Below are 18,279 nucleotides of genomic sequence, written 5' to 3' on the forward strand. Positions count from 1 at the left end.
TTCTACCCGCATGTTAACGGGGGGAGAACTGTAATTCAGGATATTCCTTAAATTGCTGGCGCGATTCACCTGAGCGCGACTCTTTGATAGTTTGTTAAGATTGTTGCCATTGCTTTACGTCATTTACTCAACCGCAAATGCAGGGAAAGTGTTATGAAAACGTTAGGTGAATTTATTGTCGAGAAGCAGCACGAGTTCTCCCACGCAACCGGCGAGCTTACTGCTTTACTGTCGGCGATAAAGCTGGGCGCCAAGATCATCCACCGCGATATCAACAAGGCCGGCCTGGTCGATATCCTGGGTGCCAGCGGCGCTGAAAACGTGCAGGGCGAGGTTCAGCAAAAACTCGATTTGTTCGCGAATGAAAAGCTTAAAGCCGCGCTGAAGGCCCGAGGGATCGTCGCGGGGATCGCTTCCGAAGAAGAAGACGAGATTGTCGTGTTCGACGGCGCGGAGCATGCAAAATACGTGGTGTTGATGGACCCGCTTGACGGCTCATCTAACATTGATGTTAACGTCTCCGTTGGCACCATCTTCTCTATCTACCGCCGCGTCACGCCGGTTGGCTCCCCGGTTACCGAAGAGGATTTCCTCCAGCCGGGTAACAAACAGGTGGCGGCAGGCTATGTCGTTTACGGCTCCTCCACCATGCTGGTTTATACCACCGGCTGCGGCGTTCACGCCTTCACCTACGACCCGTCGCTGGGCGTGTTCTGCCTGTGCCAGGAAAGGATGCGCTTCCCGGAGAAGGGCAACACCTACTCCATCAACGAAGGGAACTACATCCGCTTCCCGAACGGCGTGAAGAAATACATCAAGTTCTGCCAGGAGGAAGACAGCTCCACGCAGCGCCCGTACACCTCACGCTACATCGGCTCCCTGGTAGCAGATTTCCACCGTAACCTGCTCAAGGGCGGCATCTACCTTTACCCAAGCACCGCCAGCCACCCGGAAGGGAAGCTGCGTTTGCTGTATGAAGGGAACCCGATGGCGTTTCTGGCCGAGCAGGCGGGCGGCAAGGCGAGCGATGGCAAAGAGCGCATTCTGGATATCATCCCGGAAACCCTGCACCAACGCCGTCCGTTCTTCGTCGGCAACGAGCATATGGTCGATGACGTAGAGCGGTTTATCCGCGAATTCCCGGACGCTTAAGCCTCAGGGAATTTGCGGTGGATGACGCTATCGCTTATCACCCCTACGGGTTGCGATTTGTAGGGCGGATAAGCGCAGCGTCATCCGCCGTTTAACAGCGGAAGCTGGCCATCGCGGCCACCAGCTGCTGCGACTGCTCCTCCAGCGAGCGGGTAGCGGCGGACGACTCCTGTACCAGCGCGGCGTTCTGCTGCGCTGCCTCATCCATCTGGCTGACCGCAATGTTCACCTGCTCGATGCCGTGGCTCTGTTCGTTTGAGGCGTTGGCAATCTGGCGCATCAGCTTCGTCATCCGCGTCACCTCTTCGGCAATCTCATCCATCGTTTCACCCGCCTGCTGGGCTAAATCGCGGCCTTCACCGACGTGGCTTTGCGAATCAGAAATCAGCGTGCGGATCTCTTTGGCGGCCTCCGCGCTGCGGCTGGCCAGCGTGCGGACTTCGCCTGCGACAACCGCAAATCCACGGCCCTGCTCCCCCGCCCTCGCGGCTTCCACCGAGGCGTTCAGCGCCAGAATATTGGTCTGGAAGGCAATCCCGTCAATTACGCTGAGAATGTCGGCGATACGGTCGGAGCTTGAGGCGATATCGCGCATTTTCTCAATCACGTAGCAGACCATCTCGCTGCCGCGGTCGGCGGTATCCGAGACGTCTTTCGCCAGCTTATGGGCCTGTTCGGCGTTATCGGCGTTCTGTTTCACCGTCGCGGTGATCTGCTCCATGCTGGCGGCGGTCTGCTCCAGCGACGTGGCGGTAGACTCGGTACGCTGGGCGAGATGCAGGTTGCCCGCCGTCAGCTCACGGCTGCCGGTATCAATCTGCGAACTGGCGTCGCGCACGCGCCCGACGGACTCCGTCAGCGAGTTGCGCATGGCGGCAATGGCGCTGGCCAGACGACCAAACTCATTTTTCCCGGCGGGCGGCAGCTCGCGAGTCAAATCCCCTTCGGCGACGTGCTCCAGCTGTTCAATAGACAGGTTCAGCGGCTTCAGCAGCAGGTGGCGCAGCGCCAGCCACACCAGCACGATGATCCCGGCGGTCAGCAGCGCCGCAATGATAATCAGGGTCAGCACGATTTTCTTTTGCAGCTGAACGGCGGCGACCTCGTCGTTACCGCGCTGCTCTCCCCACTGGCGGAAAATCTGCAGGTCGGTATCAAACTTCTGCGCCAGCGGGATCAGGCCGTTTTCCAGCAGGTCATAATAGTCATCCGGGCTCTGCTTGCCGAGCGCGGCCATCATCGGAGTGATGCCCTTCGCCTGGTAATCGGCGTAGGTTTGCGACAGGTTTTTGATCAGCTGATTGCCCTCTTCGCTGTCCACGCCGCCGTCGATAAAGCTCTGAATGTCCTGCCGCGCCTGGGCCACTTCGCCGGTCACGGTACTGGTGGATTTCGCCGCCTCCTCCAGCATGCCGATTTCCATCTGGCGCACGGCCTGCCCGGCTTCGTTGCGGGCGCGCAGCAGGGCGGTGTAGCCGTCGGTCAGGCGCACCATCTGCTCGCCCTGCAGGCGGTTGATTTTTTCGAGGGCGCTGGAGCTTTGTTGCAGAGCAAAAATACCTATGCCGCTGACGACCAGCAGCAGAAATGTCATGACCGCCAACAGCGTTAGCAGCCCCGTACGTATCGACAGATTTCTCAGCATGCTTCTTTCCCGGTGACTTAGAGGTGAAAACTCGTGGAGACGTTATCGGCAGCCACCGGGGAAAGTTTAGACGTTTTACGCTAATTCAAGATGTTACAGCCTGGTTACCGCAACGCTAACGCGTTTAACAGGGGAGCTTTGCCTGTTCTCCCACAGTACCGTCAGGCCCCGCTGCAGGGCGATAAAAATAAACAGTAAAATGCCGATGGCGATCTTCGTCCACCAGGAGCTGAGCGTGCCGTCGAAGTTGATATAGGTCTGGATCAGCCCCTGAATCGCCACGCCGAACAGCGTGCCCAGCACGGTGCCTACCCCGCCGCTCAGCAGCGTACCGCCGATCACCACGGAGGCTATGGCGTCCAGCTCCACGCCCATGCCCGCCAGCGCATAGCCTGCGGAGGTATAAACGGAAAAGACGATGCCCGCGAGCGTAGCCAGCCCGGTTGAAAGCATATAGATGCGCACGGTAGTACTGCGCGTTGAGATGCCCATGAGGTTTGCAGAAGTCGCGCTGCCGCCAATCGCGTAAACCTGATTCCCGAAGCGGGTGCGGTGGGCGAGGAAAATACCCATCACCACCACCGCCAGCATCAGCAGCCCCATTGCGCTTAAGCGCCCGCCGCCGGGAATGCGCCACGCAAGGCTTGAAAGCGTGTCGTAGATCGGGTGGTTAATGGGAATCGACTCTTCGGAGACCAGATAGCTGACTCCGCGCAGGAAGAACATCCCGGCAAGCGTAATGATAAACGCCGGAATTTTCAGCGCGTCGATGAGCAGCCCCATAAACGCCCCAAAGGCACAGCCCATTAGCAGCACCAGCGGGAAGGCCACCAGCGGCGACAGCCCCCAGAAGCCTATCGCTTTGGCAAGAAACACGCCGGTAAAGGCAATCACCGAGCCGACCGACAGATCGATGCCGCCGGACAGGATCACAAAGGTCATGCCTACGGCGATAATCCCCAGAAAGGCGTTGTCGGTCAGTATGTTGCAAATCACCCTGGTGGAGGCGAAGCCGGGAAACTGCGTCAGGCAGTACAGATAGCCCAGCACAAAGACCGCCAGGGTTATCATCAGCGGCAGGTTACGTTTGATCATGGCGGCGGAGTCCTTTGAGCAGAGCAATAAAACGCGGCGACTGCACGATCAGCACGCACATCACCACCACGGCTTTGACGACCTGGTTCAGCTCGGGCTGGAAGCCGGAGAGCAGGATGCCGGTGTTCATGCCCTGGATAATCAGCGCGCCCACGACGGAGAGCGCGATGTTAAAGCGCCCGCCCATCAGCGAACCGCCGCCGATCACCACCGCCAGAATGGCGTCCAGCTCCAGCCACAGCCCGGCGTTGTTGGCATCGGCACCGCGAATATCCGCCGTCACGATGATCCCGGCAATCGCCGCGCACAGGCCGCTCAGCATGTAGGTGAGCATCACCACCAGGCGAGTACTCACCCCGGCGTTTTTTGCGGCGCGGATGTTAATCCCCACCGACTCGATGAACAGCCCCAGCGCCGTTTTGCGGGTAAACAGCCAGAAGACGATCAGCGTGGCGATGGCGATAATCACCGGCGTCGGGAAGTAAAAAATAGAGCCGCTGCCGAGGAACGACAGGCTGGGTGAGTCAAAAGTGACGATCTGCCCGGTGGTGATCAGCTGGGCAACGCCGCGCCCGGCGACCATCAGGATCAGCGTGGCGACAAACGGCTGGATCTTAAGAATGGCGACGAGAATACCGTTCCACAACCCCGCCAGCACCCCGACGCCCAGCGAGGCCAGCACCACCACCGGCAGGCTATGTCCCGCAACGGTGAGCGTGGCGGCGGTCGCCCCGGCAATGGCCATTACCGCGCCGACGGACAAATCAATGCCGCCGGTGGCAATCACCAGCGTCATGCCAATCGCCAGCAGCGCCACGGGAGCAGCACGGTTCAGAATATCTATCGGGCTGCCGAACAGCCGTCCGTCCTGCACGACGATATTAAAGAAATGGCTGGCAACCATGCTGTCGACCAGCAGCACCAGCACCAGCGCGACAATCTGCGGAATACCTGGTGGCCAGCGGAAGCTGCGCTTCGGCTTCTGCGCTTCCGTTTGCGGCAGTGAACGAGTCATCACGATTTACTCCTCATGCCGCAATGGCATTCATAATGGCCGAGACGGAGAGCGAGTCGAGCGGGATCTCCGCCACCTGCTGCCTGTCACGCATGATCACCACGCGATCCGCGTAGCCCACCAGCTCCTCAAGCTCCGAAGAGATGACCAGCAGCGCCAGCCCGTCGGCGCACAGCGTTTCGATCAGGCGGATGATTTCCGCGTGCGCGCCCACGTCGATGCCGCGCGTGGGCTCATCGAGGATCAGGAACTGCGGTTTGGTCAGCAGCCAGCGCGAAAGCAGAACTTTTTGCTGGTTGCCGCCGGAGAGAAATTCAACAGGCTGCTCGGCGCTCGGGGTGCGGATGCCAAGCTGGCGGATAAAGCGCTCCGCTATCTGATTCTGTTCCCGGCGGGGAATCGGACGCAGCCAGCCGCGCTGGGCCTGAAGCGCCAGGATAATATTTTCCCGCACCGAGGCGGCGGCAATAATCCCGTCGGTTTTGCGATCTTCCGGGCAGAAGCCGATGCCGAGGCTGGAGGCCTTATGCGGCGAACGCAGCGTCTGCGGCCTGCCTTTGATCCACGCCTTGCCGCTGTCGGCAGGTTTGATGCCGAAGATCACTTCTGCGGTTTCCGTACGGCCCGATCCCAGCAGGCCGGCAAGCCCCACGATCTCCCCTGGGCGCACCTCAAGATCGAACGGGTTGATCACCCCTTTCTTGCCAAACTCTTTGAATGCGGCAACGGGTTTTTCGCTGAGCAGCGTACGCCCGGCGCGCTGAAGCGCAGCGGTTTCCAGCTCGCGGCCCAGCATCATTTTCACCAGATCGATCTGCGGCAGATCTTTAGTATCGCGGGTGCCGACAAACGCGCCGTTGCGCAGCACGGTGATCCTGTCGGTCACTTCGTAAACCTGATCGAGAAAGTGGGTGACGAAGATCAGGCTGACGCCCTGATCCCGCAGCTGGCGCATCAGGGTAAACAGCATCTCCACTTCTTTGGTGTCGAGGCTGGCGGTGGGCTCATCGAGGATCAGCACTTTGGCGGAAAGGTCGATAGCGCGGCAGATGGCGACGATCTGCTGCATCGCCACGGAATAACGGTTGAGCGGCTCCGCGACGTCCAGCGAGAAGCCGTAAGACTCCATAAGCCGGGTGGCGCGCTTCTCCATCTCTTTGCGCCTGAGCAGCCCGAAACGGCGCGGCTCACGGCCAATAAACAGGTTATCCGCAACGGACATATTGGGCAGGAGGTTAACCTCCTGGTAGACGGTGCCAATGCCAAGCTGCTGGGCATGGGCGGTATTTTTTGGCGAAATGAGCTCGCCTTCAAGGTAGATATTTCCGCTGTCGCGCTGGTAAACCCCGGTCAGCGCTTTAATCAGCGTCGATTTCCCGGCACCGTTTTCCCCCAGCAGCGCCATGATTTCCCCGCGTCGCAGGCTGAAATCGACTTTGTCGAGGGCCTTCACCCCCGGGAAATGTTTGCTTAGCCCTTCCGTGCGCAGAATTTCCTGATTGTTTGTATTCATCACCGCACTCCTGGCGAAAGCCGTTCACTTCGTAGGGTGGATAAGCCCAGCGCCATCCACGCTGCCATCCGCTGAATGGCGGATGACGCTACGCTTATCCGCCCTACAAAAGAAAATGCTGCCCGTTAGTAGCCCATCGTTTTTTTCTTCTCAAGCTCTTCTTTCGCCGTATCCGGCAGGTAGAGCGTGGATTTGGTCACGGTGACTTTTTCCGGCATGGTGCCGTCTTTCTTGAATTTCTCTAAGGCATCAAACGCCGGGCCTGCCATGTTCGGCGTCAGCTCTACGCTGGCGTTCGCTTCGCCGTCGATCATCGCTTTGTAGATATCCGGCACGCCGTCAATGGAGCCGGTCAGGATGTCTTTGCCCGGCTTCAGGCCCGCTTCTTTAATGGCCTGGATGGCACCGATCGCCATGTCATCGTTGTGCGCGTAAACCATGCAGATGTTTTTGCCGTTGTTCTCAGCCTTGATGAAGCTCTCCATCACTTCTTTGCCCTTGCTGCGGGTGAAGTCGCCGGACTGGGAGCGGACAATTTTCACGTTGGAGGCTTTCGAGATAGCGTCCGCGAAGCCTTTTTTACGGTCGATGGCCACGCTTGCGCCCACGGTGCCCTGCAGCTCAACCACGTTACACTGCTTGCCGTTCAGCTCTTTGAGCAGCCATTCGCCTATCAGCTGGCCTTCCAGCACGTTGTTGGCGGTGACCACCGTCATATATAAGGATTTGTCTTTGACGTCGATGTTACGGTCCAGCAGGAAGACCGGAATGTTGGCTTCTTTGGCTTCCTGCAATACCGGTTCCCAGCCCGTGGCGACGATTGGCGCAATGAAGATAGCGTCCACGCCCTGGGCGATAAACGACCGTACGGCCTTAATCTGGTTTTCCTGTTTTTGCTGGCCGTCGGCGATTTTCAGCGTAATGCCGCGTTTCTGGGCTTCGCTCTTCGCCACGGAGGTTTCTGCCGCGCGCCAGCCGGATTCAGAGCCTACCTGCGAAAATCCAACCGTTAAGGGAGCAGCAACTGCCATAGACGACATTGCTGCGGTTACTGCAGAGACCAAAAGTAAGCGCTTCCACATAGGGGCATCCTCGTAGGGTTTATTGTTGGGTAAAAAATGGCCTGTGCGGGAAAGCATAGTCGACGCCCTGGTTAACAGAATGAGTTACATCACAATTCCAAAAAGATCCGCTCCACCTTGTAAACGCTTACAAAAATGCATGAAATAAACGGCTGCGTTTATGGATATATCCGTTGCCGGAGTGCTCTGAAAAGCAGTTGAGTAAAAGCTGGCGGGTAAAAGAGGCGAAGACATTTTTACGCAGTTGGCTATAATACCGGGCACTTGAATGTCCCCAGTTTAAAGGAAACCGACATGAGCTTACTCAACGTCCCGGCGGGTAAAGATCTGCCAGAAGACATCTACGTTGTTATCGAAATCCCGGCTAACGCCGATCCAATCAAATACGAAATCGATAAAGACACCGGCGCGCTGTTCGTAGACCGCTTCATGTCTACCGCGATGTTCTACCCGTGCAACTACGGCTACATCAACCACACCCTGTCCCTGGACGGCGACCCGGTTGACGTGCTGGTCCCAACGCCATACCCACTGGCGCCAGGCTCCGTGGTTCGCTGCCGTCCGGTTGGCGTGCTGAAGATGACCGACGAAGCGGGCGAAGATGCCAAGCTGGTTGCGGTTCCGCACACCAAGCTGAGCAAAGAGTACGATCACATCAAAGACGTGAACGACCTGCCAGAGCTGCTGAAAGCGCAGATCACCCACTTCTTCGAGCACTACAAAGACCTCGAAAAAGGCAAGTGGGTTAAAGTTGACGGCTGGGACAACGCAGAAGCGGCGAAAGCCGAAATCGTTGCTTCCTTCGAGCGCGCAGCGAAGAAGTAATTCTTGCCGCGATGCTGACGTAAAAACACCGCCAGATGGCGGTGTTTTTTTATGGGCGGAGATGTCACTTCATTTCGATCGGTACTTATCTTTATCCAGCCAGTTACCGCTGTCGATGCGGGTTAATCCCTCCACCGGGCGCTGGTAGACGTACATCCATGCGCTGCCCTGCGCGGTCTGAATCAGCTGGCGCTTGTACTCACCGCCCTTGGTACGCAGGGCATCCAGTTCGGCAAGGGTTGAGGCATCAATACGGTAAACCTCGCCAATGACCTGGCCGTCACCGGGCACTGCGCCTGGATAGTGGCCAAGGCTATAGAGCACATAGTTTTCCTGTGTGTGATCGCCCAGCCACTGGGCGTTGGTCATCCAGTGGCTGTTGCCCTGCTTGCGTCTTAAACTGCCGTAAACAAATATTCGCATTGCTAAAACTCAAACTGATAGAGCACATCAAGTGCCTGATCTATGCCAGACACCGCTTCCAGATACAGCTTAGGCATCAGGCGATAACGGAGCGTCAGCGTCGCCAACGAGTCAAAGATACCCACACCATATTTCACCTGGAGACCCGGCAGTACATAGCCGCTGACCACCACCTGGGAGGAGTCACCCACCCCTGCGGTATCCAGCGCCAGATTGCTTACGCCAAACGTCTCGCCGATTTTACCCACAACCTGCCCACTTTGTGCAACCCCCAGACCGACAAGCATGGATGTCATGGCGTTGCCGTCGTCGCCAGAATTGTTCAAACCCTGGCCGCGAAGCAGGTAGGACAAGGCTTCCTGCTGGGACATGGCCGGATCGGAAAATATTTCGGCTTTCGGCTCATCCGCCGATCCCGTGACGCGGACGCCGGCAATAACATCATCTTCGGTCGCTTCCGGATTACGGATCGCCTCGATATTCAGCAGCGGCTGATCCGGTGGCCCGGAGAACAGCAGCTCCCCTTTACGCACGATCAGATCCTGACCGTAGGCGTGGAAGCGCCCTTCCGGGATGTTGATCTGGCCGTTCAGCCCCAGCCCCTGGCGGTCCTGCACCATTTTCAGATCGCCATTCAGCTTCGCTTTCAGGCCGAAGGCGTCCAGCCGCACGTTGTCGCCGACGTGGATAATCAGGTTGCTGTTAATCGGAATGCCTGCGGTTTGCGGTTTCTCCGGCTTGAGGTCTTTGTCGAGCATCACCTCATCGCTGGAAACGCCAACCGAGCTTTCCGGAACCTCATGCACCACGATGCGCGCCCACGGAATATCGACGCGGCCATCAAGGGTGAACAGGCTAGGCGTGGCGACAAACTCAACGTCCGGCGAAACGTCCAGCCGCACCATTGGCGGCACGGTAATGCGCACTTTGTTGCCTTTCGCCGCCACCCGCGCGCGCCAGTTATCGAGCTGAGTCCAGTCGGCATCACCACTCAGCGCAATATCGCCCTGTTTGGTGCGAACCGTACCCGCGAGGGTGGAGTTCATGCCGTTGAAGTTCATGGCGATCTGGCTTGGCTGCATATCAAACGGCATAAAGTTTCCGTCGATGTCTATGCCGTTAAGCTGCACCTGCCCGAAGATCTGCGGCCTTTCGACGTTGCCCCCGAGCCGCAGATTAGCATTCAGTTTGCCTGCTGCTTTCTCGCCGCGAGCGAATATCGCGTTGGCGATAGCAAGATCGAAGCCGCGCAGATTAACGTTGCCGCCGAGGTTACGGCGCCCCTGCGGATCGGTAACCTGTACCTGGCCGTCGAACTGCCCGTTTTTAGCCACGCGGATCAGCCAGCCCAGCTGAGCGCGGTTGTTTTTCAGCTCCGCACTCAGGTTGAGCGTGTCGAACGCCACCGGCAGCGGGCTGTTATTCACGTCCTGGGTCACCTTCACGCCGCGTCCGTTGAGCGTAACGGTCCCCTGCGGCAGGCCGCCGGACTCGCTGTCCCAGCTTACGTCAGCCTTGCCGCTGAAGGTGCCGCTCGCCTGGGTGGTGTCCGGCATAAAGGGCTTGAGCATCGCCAGGTCAAAGCGGTTGAGATTAACTATCGCCCGCCCCTTCGCACCGGCATCGATGGTTTGCGGCACGCACAGCTCGGCGTTCGGGTTGTTCCAGCAGTGCGGCCCGATGCTGATTTTCTGCTCTTTATTGCGGTAATCCAGCGCGATGGAGCGGTTCAGACTCCACGGCCCCACCGGCGTTTCAAAGCGGGTGTTGGTAAGATTGCCTTTCCAGCGCTCTTCGGCACGGTCAAAGCTGCCGCTGAGGCTGAGCTGCCCGGAAACCGGCTCGCCCTGCATGCGCAGCTGCAGCTGGTGCTGCTTCTCGTTGCCCTTCGCTTCCAGCGTGACCAGGCTGAGATTCACGCCGGGCTGCGCGATACGCTCGACGCGCAGATTAAGATTGCCGCCGAGCTGGTCGGTAGATTTCACGTCCCCCTTCAGCAGCACGCGCGCGATGGAAAGCTCCTGCCAGCGCAGGTTATTTGCGGTCAGGTCAGCCAGCAGCTGCGGCGCTTTAACGTCGCCGCGCACTTTGATGGTGCCTTTCGCCGTGCCGCCCAGGCCCGGCAACGCGTTGTCCAGGCCCGGCGCGTCGATACTGGCATCCAGCTCCAGATCTTTCGGTCCCAGCTCGCCCTTCACGTCCGCGCTGTTGCGGCCCAGCTCCAGATGCAGCCCCGGAATGTTCCACTGCATGTAGCTGTTGCCCTTAAGCTTTCCGGAGACGCTGACTTTATTCTGCTTCACGTTCCCGGCGAGCTTCAGCTCCGGCACGTCCACCTGCCAGGTTCCGCCGTAGAGGCTGCCGCTGGTTTTTACCAGCCCGTCGAGCTTCGCGGGCCAGTCCGGGAACTGCTTAGCGGTGTTGATGCCGTCAAGCTTCAGCTCCCCGCGCCAGCTGATTGCCTTGCTCCAGTCGAGCACGGCTTTCAGGTCGGTGTTGCCCTGCAGCGCCGCCACGCGCAGCTTGTCCAGATTAAGCTGCTGCTCGTTGCCTTTACCGTCCAGCGTGATGACGGCGGGCGGGATCTGCTCGCCCTTCACGGCGGCGCGGAACGACAGCGCGTAGTCCGTCATTTTGCCGCTGAACTTCAGCTTCACGCCGTCCGCCTGGTACTCTTTTTTGCCGGTAAACGGCCAGTACAGCTGCTTGCTGACCACTTCCAGATTGAGCGGCAGGCCAGCTTCCGCAAGCTGCGTATGCGCCGTGAGATCCAGGTTGACCGGGCCGGAGAGGCTCATGCCGACCTTCAGCACGTCCCGCAGCTCGCCGCCGATCTTCATCTTCACCTTCTCGCCTTTTACCGGGTCGATATTCAGCGTGGTGTTGAGGGTCAGGTCGACCGGCCATTTGTCACGCAGCTGGGCGCTGCCCGTGGCGTTGACCAGCCCCTGGGACGAGTCCACGTCCAGCGCGTCGAGCTTCAGATTGCCGTCGATGCTGCTGACCTTTAAAAGCAGGCTGCTGACCAGCAGATCCGTGTCGCCCGTCAGGCGCAGGTTGCTGCCGCGAAACTCCTGGATATTCAGATTGAGCGGAAGATGAACGTCGGTCATCTCCGGCAGAACGGGCTTTTCGAACAGCTGCCTGAGCGTTTCGCCCAGCGGCAGCTCTTCCGGCTGCGGATTGTTGATTTTCGGCTCAACCACCTCCTCCTGGGCAACGTCAGCCACCTTCGGCAGGGCAATCAGCAGCCCCTCAAGGTTGGTCGGCGTCAGCGTGACGTTACGCTCCTGCCAGTTCAGCCCGGAGGTAAACTCCATCACCGAGACGGTGGTGTTATCAATCTTGATATTGACGTTGTTGAGCGCCACGCGCTTAAGCGTAATGGGATAAGGGGTGGTCAGATCGAGCGGTCCGCTGTCCTCTTCGGGGGCAGGTGTCGACGGCGGCATCTTTTTGGTGTCCACAACCACGTCGACATCTTTCAGCGAGAAGTTATTCACGCAGAGGCTGCTGTCGCGCAGGCAGCCGAGCTTCACGGCGAGATTTATCTCCCCCGCTCTCACATCCACGCCGGGCTGCTCGTAGCGCAGCCCTTTGATGCTCAGATTGCGCCAGCCGCCGGTGACGCTGCCGATGTCCAGCCCCGGCACCCAGCGGTTTGCCGCGTTAAACAGCACGTGCAGGCCGGTTGTGGTCCCTACCAGAAAACCCACCGCGCCAATCAGCAATAAAATAACAACCAGCACCGCGAGGCTTATTTTTTTCCAACGACTCATAGTTCAGGCCCCAGACCGATGTAAAACTGCAATCCGTGTTCGTCTTTATCACCCACCGGCACGGCGAGGTCGAGCTTGATCGGCCCGACCGGCGACTGCCAGCGCACGCCGACACCGGCGCCGGTTTTAAAGTTGCTCTGTTTGATATCGTTAACCGCCTCGCCGGAATCGACGAAGGCCGCGCCCCACCACTTGCCGCTGACGTTGTACTGATATTCCAGCGAGCCGGTAGCGAGTTTCGACGCACCGGTCAGCTCGCCCTTGTCGTTCTCAGGGGAGATAGATTTGTATTTATAACCACGAATGCTGCGGTCGCCACCGGCGAAGAAACGCAGGTCCGGCGGGACTTTGTCAAAGTCGCTGGTTTCAATCCAGCCCACGTTGCCGCGCACCACGAAGCGGTGTTTGTCATACAGCGTGCGGATCCATACCTGCTGAGCCTGCACGACGGCGAAGTCCACGTCAGACCCCCACGCCGTATTGGAAACATCAATCGAATAGCGCTGCGAGTCGCCCCAGGTCGGCATTAAACCGCCTCTGGAACGGGTACGGTTGAGGCTAACCCCAGGGTATAGCAGCATGGTGGTGTTGGTGACATCCGCCTGGGTAAAGTGGTCGAGGCTCCAGCGCAGGTTAATGGCGTGCTGCCAGCCGCTGGACAGATCCCAGTAGCGGGAAATGGCGAGCGTGCTTGAATCGGATTTTGTGTCGTTGAGGTCGGTATTTTTAAAGCCGCCCTGCATCAGATAATACTGTTCGAGCGGGTTTTTCAGCAGCGGGACTTTATAGCTGAAGTCGAAGATCTGCTCGGGCGCGGAAATGCTGACGCTGGTCGTCAGGCTGTGTCCGTAGGAGTTCATCCACGGCTTTTTCCACGAGGCCTTAACCCGAGGCCCCACGTCGGTGGAGTAGCCCACGCCGGTTTCAATGGTGTTTTCCGTGCGCGGGGACACCACGCCGTGCAGCGGTAATATTTTCGTTTTGCGGGATTTATCAAACTCCGGCGCAACCACCACGGAGTTAAACCAGCCGGTGGCCGACAGGCGGCGGTTCAGTTCAGCGAGGTCTTTGGACTGGTAGTAATCGCCCTCTTTAAACGGCACCAGGTTTTGCAGGTATTCTTCGCGGATCTGCGATCCTTCAAACGTCACGTCCCCAAAGCGATAGCGCTGCCCGCTGTTGTAATCGATATCCCAGAAGGCCTGATGGCGGGCGAGCGAAACGCCCAGTTGGCTCTTGTCGAACTGGCTGTCGAAATAGCCTTTACGCAGCGAGATGCTGGTCAGGCTTTTTTTGAAGCTTTCATAGTCACCGTGATTCAGCACGGTGCCGTTTTTCGGCCTGTCGTTCAGCAGATCCAGGAAATCTTTATCTTCCCGCGCGCCGCCTCGCAGAATCACATCAGTACCGCCAATCAGCACCGGCGGGCCAGCCTCGACTTTTGCGAGCAGCACCTGACGGCCTTTTGCCGGTGGCGGACGCAGATCAAATTCAATGGTCGGCTCATAGTAGCCGAGCGCTTTTAGCCCTTTGCGGATGGCGTCATCCACGCGGGCGCGGAAACGCCTGTCCGGCGTCACTTCGTCACCCTGAATGGTTGAAAGCTGGGCGCGGACGTTTTTTTCCAGCTCCCCGCTTAGCCCTTCAACCTGTAATCGTACGTTGGCAGCACTTGCCCAGGTGCTGGCCAGGCATAAACTTGCCAGACATAAAAATCGGATTCTTGGCACGTTTTCTCCTGAAGATCCTTGTTCACGTCCCTGCTCAGAAACGCTGATACCGCTCCGCGGTTTAACAAAACCCCAACAAAGGGGGTTGAAAACTGCTCAAACACCCAAATAATTCTTATATGTACTGTAGTCTTATAAATCGCAGTTATTGTCCGCAATTCCACGCCGGGTTACAACCGCGTAACGGTTGAGCTCACTTTTCGCCATATCGGGAGAAAAAATTATGTCACTCTTCGAGAAAACCCATCCCGTTGCGCAGTCAGAGGCCCTGCCCGGCCGCAACACGCCCATGCCGGTGGCCTCACTGCACGCGGTGAATGAACACTCGATGACCAATGTACCAGAAGGCATGGAAATCGCTTATTTTGCGATGGGCTGCTTCTGGGGCGTCGAACGGCTGTTCTGGCAGGTGCCGGGAGTTTATAGCACGGCGGCAGGCTACGCGGCGGGCTATACGCCAAACCCAACCTACCGCGAAGTTTGCAGCGGCCAGACCGGACACACCGAGGCGGTCCGCGTGGTGTATGACCCAGCGGTCGTGAGCTACGAAGAGCTGCTGCATATCTTCTGGGAAAATCACGATCCTGCCCAGGGGATGCGCCAGGGCGGCGACGTCGGCACCCAGTACCGCTCAGGCATTTATCCGCTAACGCCAGAACAGGATACGGCAGCGCGAGCCAGCTTAGAGCGCTTCCAGGCCGCTATGGTCGCGGCAGGCGATGAGCGCCAGGTCACCACGGAAATCGTCAACGCCGGTCCATTCTACTACGCCGAAGACGACCACCAGCAGTATCTGCACAAGAACCCGTACGGCTACTGCGGTATCGGCGGGATTGGCGTTTGTCTGCCGCCTCAGGGGTGATGACTGTTAGGGCAGTCAAACTGTTTTAGTTCGTTGTAGAATTAATATCCACAATCGCTATACTCCTTTGTAAGATCAAATCTTACAAAGGAGGAGGATTATGGCGCGCACGATGACTGTAGATCTCGGTGACGAGCTACGTGAGTTTATTGATTTATTAGTAGAGGCTGGTGATTACAGAACCCAGAGCGAAGTTTTACGAGATGCTTTACGTCTGCTAAAAGAAAAGCAGGCCGCCTCTAAGCTTCAGGCTTTGAAAGAATTATTAGCGGAAGGCATCAACAGCGGAACGCCTGAAGCCTGGGAAAAAGATACTTTTCTACAACGGATGAAAGAAAAGGTGAAATCAAGGAATGAAAACAGTTGAGCTAACGCCTAAAGCCACAGAGGACCTGGAGTCTATCTGGTTATACAGCTACGACCGTTACGGCGAAACGAAGGCCGATGAATACATCGACAGGATTTCGATGGTCCTGAAGATGCTGATAAGCCATGAGATAGGGACTTCCAGACCTGAATTAGGTAAAAACATCTTCTCTCTACCAGCTGAACAACACGTGATCTTTTTTGTCAGCCATTGCTCCCGCATCACAGTGATTCGTATATTAAGCCATGCTCAGGATGCGCTCAGGCATTTAGCCTGGTATTAGCGCCAGTGGCAGCCCCTCCCCGCCTTACGCTATACTACCCGTTGAATTTGCTGACATGCTTCACGAGAGCGGCCAGCATTTTTTATGTATGACCCCAATGGATTTTCAACTTCCCCTTCCGAGGATCTGGCCACAACAGCCAGAAAAACTATGTTAAACAGTATTTTAGTGATACTTCTCTTAATCTCCGTCAGCGCATTTTTTTCGATATCCGAAATCTCGCTGGCCGCCTCCCGTAAAATTAAGCTCAAGCTGCTGGCTGATGAGGGCAACGTTAACGCACAGCGCGTGCTGAAGATGCAGGAAATGCCCGGCATGTTCTTTACCGTGGTGCAGATTGGCCTCAACGCGGTGGCAATTCTCGGCGGTATCGTCGGTGACGCGGCGTTCTCCCCGGCCTTTAAGTCGCTGCTGGAACGCTTCTTCTCACCGGAGATGTCGGATCAGCTCAGCTTTATTATCTCCTTTACCCTTGTTACCAGCCTGTTCATCCTTTTTGCAGACCTCACCCCGAAACGCATCGGTATGATTTCGCCTGAAGCTGTAGCACTGCGAATCATCAACCCGATGCGCTTCTGTCTGTTTATCTTCCGTCCGCTGGTCTGGTTCTTCAACGGTCTCGCCAACGTAATCTTCCGCATCTTCAAGCTGCCGATGGTGCGCAACGACGACATCACCTCCGACGACGTTTACGCGGTGTTTGAAGCCGGTGCGCTGGCGGGCGTGCTGCGCAAGCAGGAGCACGAGCTGATTGAAAACGTGTTCGAACTGGAATCCCGTACCGTGCCGTCGTCAATGACCTCGCGCGAAAACATCATCTGGTTCGATCTGCACGAAGACGAGCAGAGCCTGAAGAACAAAATCGCCGAGCATCCGCACTCCAAGTTCCTGGTGTGCAACGGGGATATCGACCATATCGTCGGCTATGTGGACTCTAAAGAGCTGCTGAACCGCGTGCTGGGCAACCAGAGCATGGCGCTCAACAGCGGCGTGCACCTGCGCAACACGCTGATTGTGCCGGACACCCTGACGCTCTCCGAAGCGCTGGAAAGCTTCAAGACCGCCGGGGAAGACTTCGCGGTGATCATGAACGAATACGCGCTGGTCGTCGGTATCATCACCCTGAACGACGTGATGACCACGCTGATGGGCGACCTGGTCGGCCAGGGCATGGAAGAGCAGATCGTTGCCCGCGACGAGAACTCGTGGCTGGTTGAGGGCGGTACACCGATCGACGACGTGATGCGCGTGCTGGATATCGACGAGTTCCCGCAGAACGGGAACTACGAAACCATCGGCGGCTTCATGATGTTTATGCTGCGTAAAATTCCGAAGCGCACCGACTCGGTGAAGTTCTCCGGCTACAAGTTCGAGGTGGTGGATATCGATAACTACCGCATCGACCAGCTGCTGGTGACCCGCATCGACAATAAGCCGTCGGGGCTGTCGCCTAAGCTGCCGGATGCCGAAGAGCAGAATGCAGGTTAAATGAGAATATGCCGCCCAACCGGGCGGCATTTTTTTTACAGATGTACCCGAGTTCCCTTCTGTCCCGCCAGAATAGCCGGGGCGTCTTTCAATGCGCCAATCCACGCCACGTTCCCCGTCCGTTCCACAAACTCGATGACGGCCTCCGCTTTCGGCCCCATCGCCCCGTCCGGTGCGGCAAATGGTTTTAGCTGCGCCGTCGTTACGTCTTCCAGCGCTCTCGCCTGCGGCGTTCCCCAGTCCTGGTAAACCGCATCCGCGTCGGTGAGGATCATCAGGTGTTCAGCTTCCAGCTCCACAGCCAGCCGCGACGCGGTGAGATCTTTATCGATTACCGCCTCCACGCCGCAGTACCCTTGCGTAACCTGCACGACCGGCATGCCGCCGCCGCCCGCGCAGACCACCACGTGATCCAGCGCCAGCAGCCCTTTGATGCCCTCAACGTCCAGCACTCGCTGAGGGCGCGGGGAGGCCACCACGCGGCGGATGTACTGACCATCCTGCTTCATCTGCCAGCCATACTGCTCGCGCAGCTCCGCCTGCTGCTCCGGTGAGTAAACGGGGCCGATGTATTTCCCCGGCGTCTGGAAAGCAGGATCGTCACCGTGCACCTCCACCCGCGTCAGCAGCGTGCTGACCGGCGGCATCCCTGCCGCTTGTCCCAGCTTCTGGGTAATCATGTAGCCCAGCATCCCCTGGGTTTCCGCCACCAGAATATCCAGCGGATAAGCCGGTGCCGCCGGGTAGGCCAGGCTTTGCAGGGCGAGCAGCCCAACCTGTGGACCATTGCCGTGGACTATCACCACGCGGTAATCGCGGCTCAGCGTCGCCACCACCTCCGCCACCAGCGCAATATTTTTATATTGATTCTCCGCGGACAAAACTTCCCCACGCTGCAATAACGCATTTCCCCCCAGGGCAATAACCAGCGTCTTCTTCATTTATTTCCTCATCAGGCTGTTAGTTATGAGCAACAAAATAAATAACTGCTGAAGTTAAAATGTGATCTGCACGGCATGA

The 18,279-nt window shown here is 57.8% G+C and carries 15 protein-coding genes; 6 read left to right on the forward strand and 9 right to left on the reverse strand.

Annotation, left to right across the window (positions count from 1 at the left end; genetic code table 11):
• Positions 1–153 precede the first annotated feature (153 nt).
• Positions 154–1,152 carry a class 1 fructose-bisphosphatase gene (gene fbp, locus AAE045_RS02680; RefSeq protein ID WP_455546348.1) on the forward strand — a complete coding sequence of 333 codons (999 nt, stop codon included), beginning with the start codon at positions 154–156 and terminating at the stop codon, positions 1,150–1,152.
• A 91-nt stretch (positions 1,153–1,243) separates the two neighbouring features.
• On the opposite strand, the gene AAE045_RS02685 is transcribed toward fbp, so the two are convergent.
• The 5 genes from AAE045_RS02685 to ytfQ form a co-directional block, all read right to left on the reverse strand.
• The gene (locus tag AAE045_RS02685) at positions 1,244–2,797 is read right to left on the reverse strand and encodes a methyl-accepting chemotaxis protein (RefSeq protein ID WP_455546349.1); all 1,554 of its coding nucleotides are present in this window, start codon (positions 2,795–2,797) and stop codon (positions 1,244–1,246) included.
• Positions 2,798–2,890: 93 nt separating this feature from the next.
• Positions 2,891–3,892, reverse strand: coding sequence for a galactofuranose ABC transporter, permease protein YjfF (yjfF, locus tag AAE045_RS02690; protein ID WP_455546350.1), 1,002 nt, complete (start codon positions 3,890–3,892; stop codon positions 2,891–2,893).
• Positions 3,879–4,910: a galactofuranose ABC transporter, ATP-binding protein YtfT gene (gene ytfT / locus AAE045_RS02695; RefSeq protein ID WP_455546351.1), complete on the reverse strand. Its 1,032-nt coding sequence runs from the start codon at positions 4,908–4,910 to the stop codon at positions 3,879–3,881. The genes yjfF and ytfT overlap by 14 nt, the downstream gene beginning before the upstream one ends.
• A 10-nt stretch (positions 4,911–4,920) precedes the next feature.
• Entirely contained in the window at positions 4,921–6,420 is a 1,500-nt protein-coding gene (gene ytfR / locus AAE045_RS02700; protein WP_455546352.1) for a galactofuranose ABC transporter, ATP-binding protein YtfR, read from the reverse strand.
• A 125-nt stretch (positions 6,421–6,545) separates the two neighbouring features.
• Entirely contained in the window at positions 6,546–7,502 is a 957-nt protein-coding gene (gene ytfQ, locus AAE045_RS02705; RefSeq protein ID WP_202306492.1) for a galactofuranose ABC transporter, galactofuranose-binding protein YtfQ, read from the reverse strand.
• A gap of 294 nt (positions 7,503–7,796) precedes the next feature.
• Here ytfQ and ppa point away from each other — a divergent pair, with 294 nt between their 5' ends.
• A complete protein-coding gene (ppa, locus tag AAE045_RS02710) occupies positions 7,797–8,327 on the forward strand; it encodes an inorganic diphosphatase (protein ID WP_202306494.1) in 531 nt (176 codons plus the stop codon).
• A gap of 69 nt (positions 8,328–8,396) precedes the next feature.
• Here ppa and AAE045_RS02715 read toward each other — a convergent pair whose 3' ends face one another.
• From AAE045_RS02715 to tamA, 3 genes are read right to left on the reverse strand one after another with little or no spacing between them, the layout of a single operon-like run.
• Entirely contained in the window at positions 8,397–8,750 is a 354-nt protein-coding gene (locus AAE045_RS02715) for a gamma-glutamylcyclotransferase family protein (protein WP_455546353.1), read from the reverse strand.
• A 2-nt stretch (positions 8,751–8,752) separates the two neighbouring features.
• Positions 8,753–12,529 (reverse strand): autotransporter assembly complex protein TamB, encoded by a 3,777-nt coding sequence (gene tamB, locus AAE045_RS02720; RefSeq protein ID WP_455546354.1) that lies wholly within the window; start codon positions 12,527–12,529, stop codon positions 8,753–8,755.
• Positions 12,526–14,259 (reverse strand): autotransporter assembly complex protein TamA, encoded by a 1,734-nt coding sequence (gene tamA, locus AAE045_RS02725; protein ID WP_455546355.1) that lies wholly within the window; start codon positions 14,257–14,259, stop codon positions 12,526–12,528. The genes tamB and tamA overlap by 4 nt, the downstream gene beginning before the upstream one ends.
• A gap of 223 nt (positions 14,260–14,482) precedes the next feature.
• Between tamA and msrA the strand changes: the two genes are divergently transcribed.
• The 4 genes from msrA to AAE045_RS02745 all read left to right on the forward strand — a co-directional run bounded on the left by msrA (position 14,483) and on the right by AAE045_RS02745 (position 17,259).
• A complete protein-coding gene (gene msrA / locus AAE045_RS02730; RefSeq protein ID WP_455546356.1) occupies positions 14,483–15,121 on the forward strand; it encodes a peptide-methionine (S)-S-oxide reductase MsrA in 639 nt (212 codons plus the stop codon).
• 100 nt (positions 15,122–15,221) lie between these two features.
• Positions 15,222–15,488: a type II toxin-antitoxin system ParD family antitoxin gene (locus AAE045_RS02735; protein ID WP_202306523.1), complete on the forward strand. Its 267-nt coding sequence runs from the start codon at positions 15,222–15,224 to the stop codon at positions 15,486–15,488.
• On the forward strand, positions 15,475–15,771 hold the full coding sequence (locus tag AAE045_RS02740) for a type II toxin-antitoxin system RelE/ParE family toxin (RefSeq protein WP_455425949.1): 297 nt from the start codon (positions 15,475–15,477) through the stop codon (positions 15,769–15,771). The genes AAE045_RS02735 and AAE045_RS02740 overlap by 14 nt, the downstream gene beginning before the upstream one ends.
• A gap of 150 nt (positions 15,772–15,921) precedes the next feature.
• Positions 15,922–17,259 (forward strand): hemolysin family protein, encoded by a 1,338-nt coding sequence (locus AAE045_RS02745; protein WP_455546357.1) that lies wholly within the window; start codon positions 15,922–15,924, stop codon positions 17,257–17,259.
• Between the two features lie 35 nt (positions 17,260–17,294).
• On the opposite strand, the gene AAE045_RS02750 is transcribed toward AAE045_RS02745, so the two are convergent.
• Positions 17,295–18,200 (reverse strand): carbamate kinase, encoded by a 906-nt coding sequence (locus AAE045_RS02750; protein WP_455546358.1) that lies wholly within the window; start codon positions 18,198–18,200, stop codon positions 17,295–17,297.
• Positions 18,201–18,279 lie beyond the last annotated feature (79 nt).

Source organism: Dryocola clanedunensis (assembly GCF_038405435.1).
GTDB lineage: Bacteria > Pseudomonadota > Gammaproteobacteria > Enterobacterales > Enterobacteriaceae > Dryocola > Dryocola clanedunensis_A.

Bases quoted from the DNA above. Each gene is read 5' to 3' on its own strand.
- AAE045_RS02685 (WP_455546349.1), bottom strand. From the start codon at position 2,797: ATGCTGAGAAATCTGTCGATACGTACGGGGCTGCTAACGCTGTTGGCG.
- ppa (WP_202306494.1), top strand. From the start codon at position 7,797: ATGAGCTTACTCAACGTCCCGGCGGGTAAAGATCTGCCAGAAGACATC.
- ytfR (WP_455546352.1), bottom strand. From the start codon at position 6,420: ATGAATACAAACAATCAGGAAATTCTGCGCACGGAAGGGCTAAGCAAA.
- AAE045_RS02740 (WP_455425949.1), top strand. From the start codon at position 15,475: ATGAAAACAGTTGAGCTAACGCCTAAAGCCACAGAGGACCTGGAGTCT.
- AAE045_RS02735 (WP_202306523.1), top strand. From the start codon at position 15,222: ATGGCGCGCACGATGACTGTAGATCTCGGTGACGAGCTACGTGAGTTT.
- tamB (WP_455546354.1), bottom strand. From the start codon at position 12,529: ATGAGTCGTTGGAAAAAAATAAGCCTCGCGGTGCTGGTTGTTATTTTA.
- yjfF (WP_455546350.1), bottom strand. From the start codon at position 3,892: ATGATCAAACGTAACCTGCCGCTGATGATAACCCTGGCGGTCTTTGTG.
- fbp (WP_455546348.1), top strand. From the start codon at position 154: ATGAAAACGTTAGGTGAATTTATTGTCGAGAAGCAGCACGAGTTCTCC.
- msrA (WP_455546356.1), top strand. From the start codon at position 14,483: ATGTCACTCTTCGAGAAAACCCATCCCGTTGCGCAGTCAGAGGCCCTG.
- AAE045_RS02715 (WP_455546353.1), bottom strand. From the start codon at position 8,750: ATGCGAATATTTGTTTACGGCAGTTTAAGACGCAAGCAGGGCAACAGC.
- AAE045_RS02745 (WP_455546357.1), top strand. From the start codon at position 15,922: ATGTTAAACAGTATTTTAGTGATACTTCTCTTAATCTCCGTCAGCGCA.
- AAE045_RS02750 (WP_455546358.1), bottom strand. From the start codon at position 18,200: ATGAAGAAGACGCTGGTTATTGCCCTGGGGGGAAATGCGTTATTGCAG.
- ytfQ (WP_202306492.1), bottom strand. From the start codon at position 7,502: ATGTGGAAGCGCTTACTTTTGGTCTCTGCAGTAACCGCAGCAATGTCG.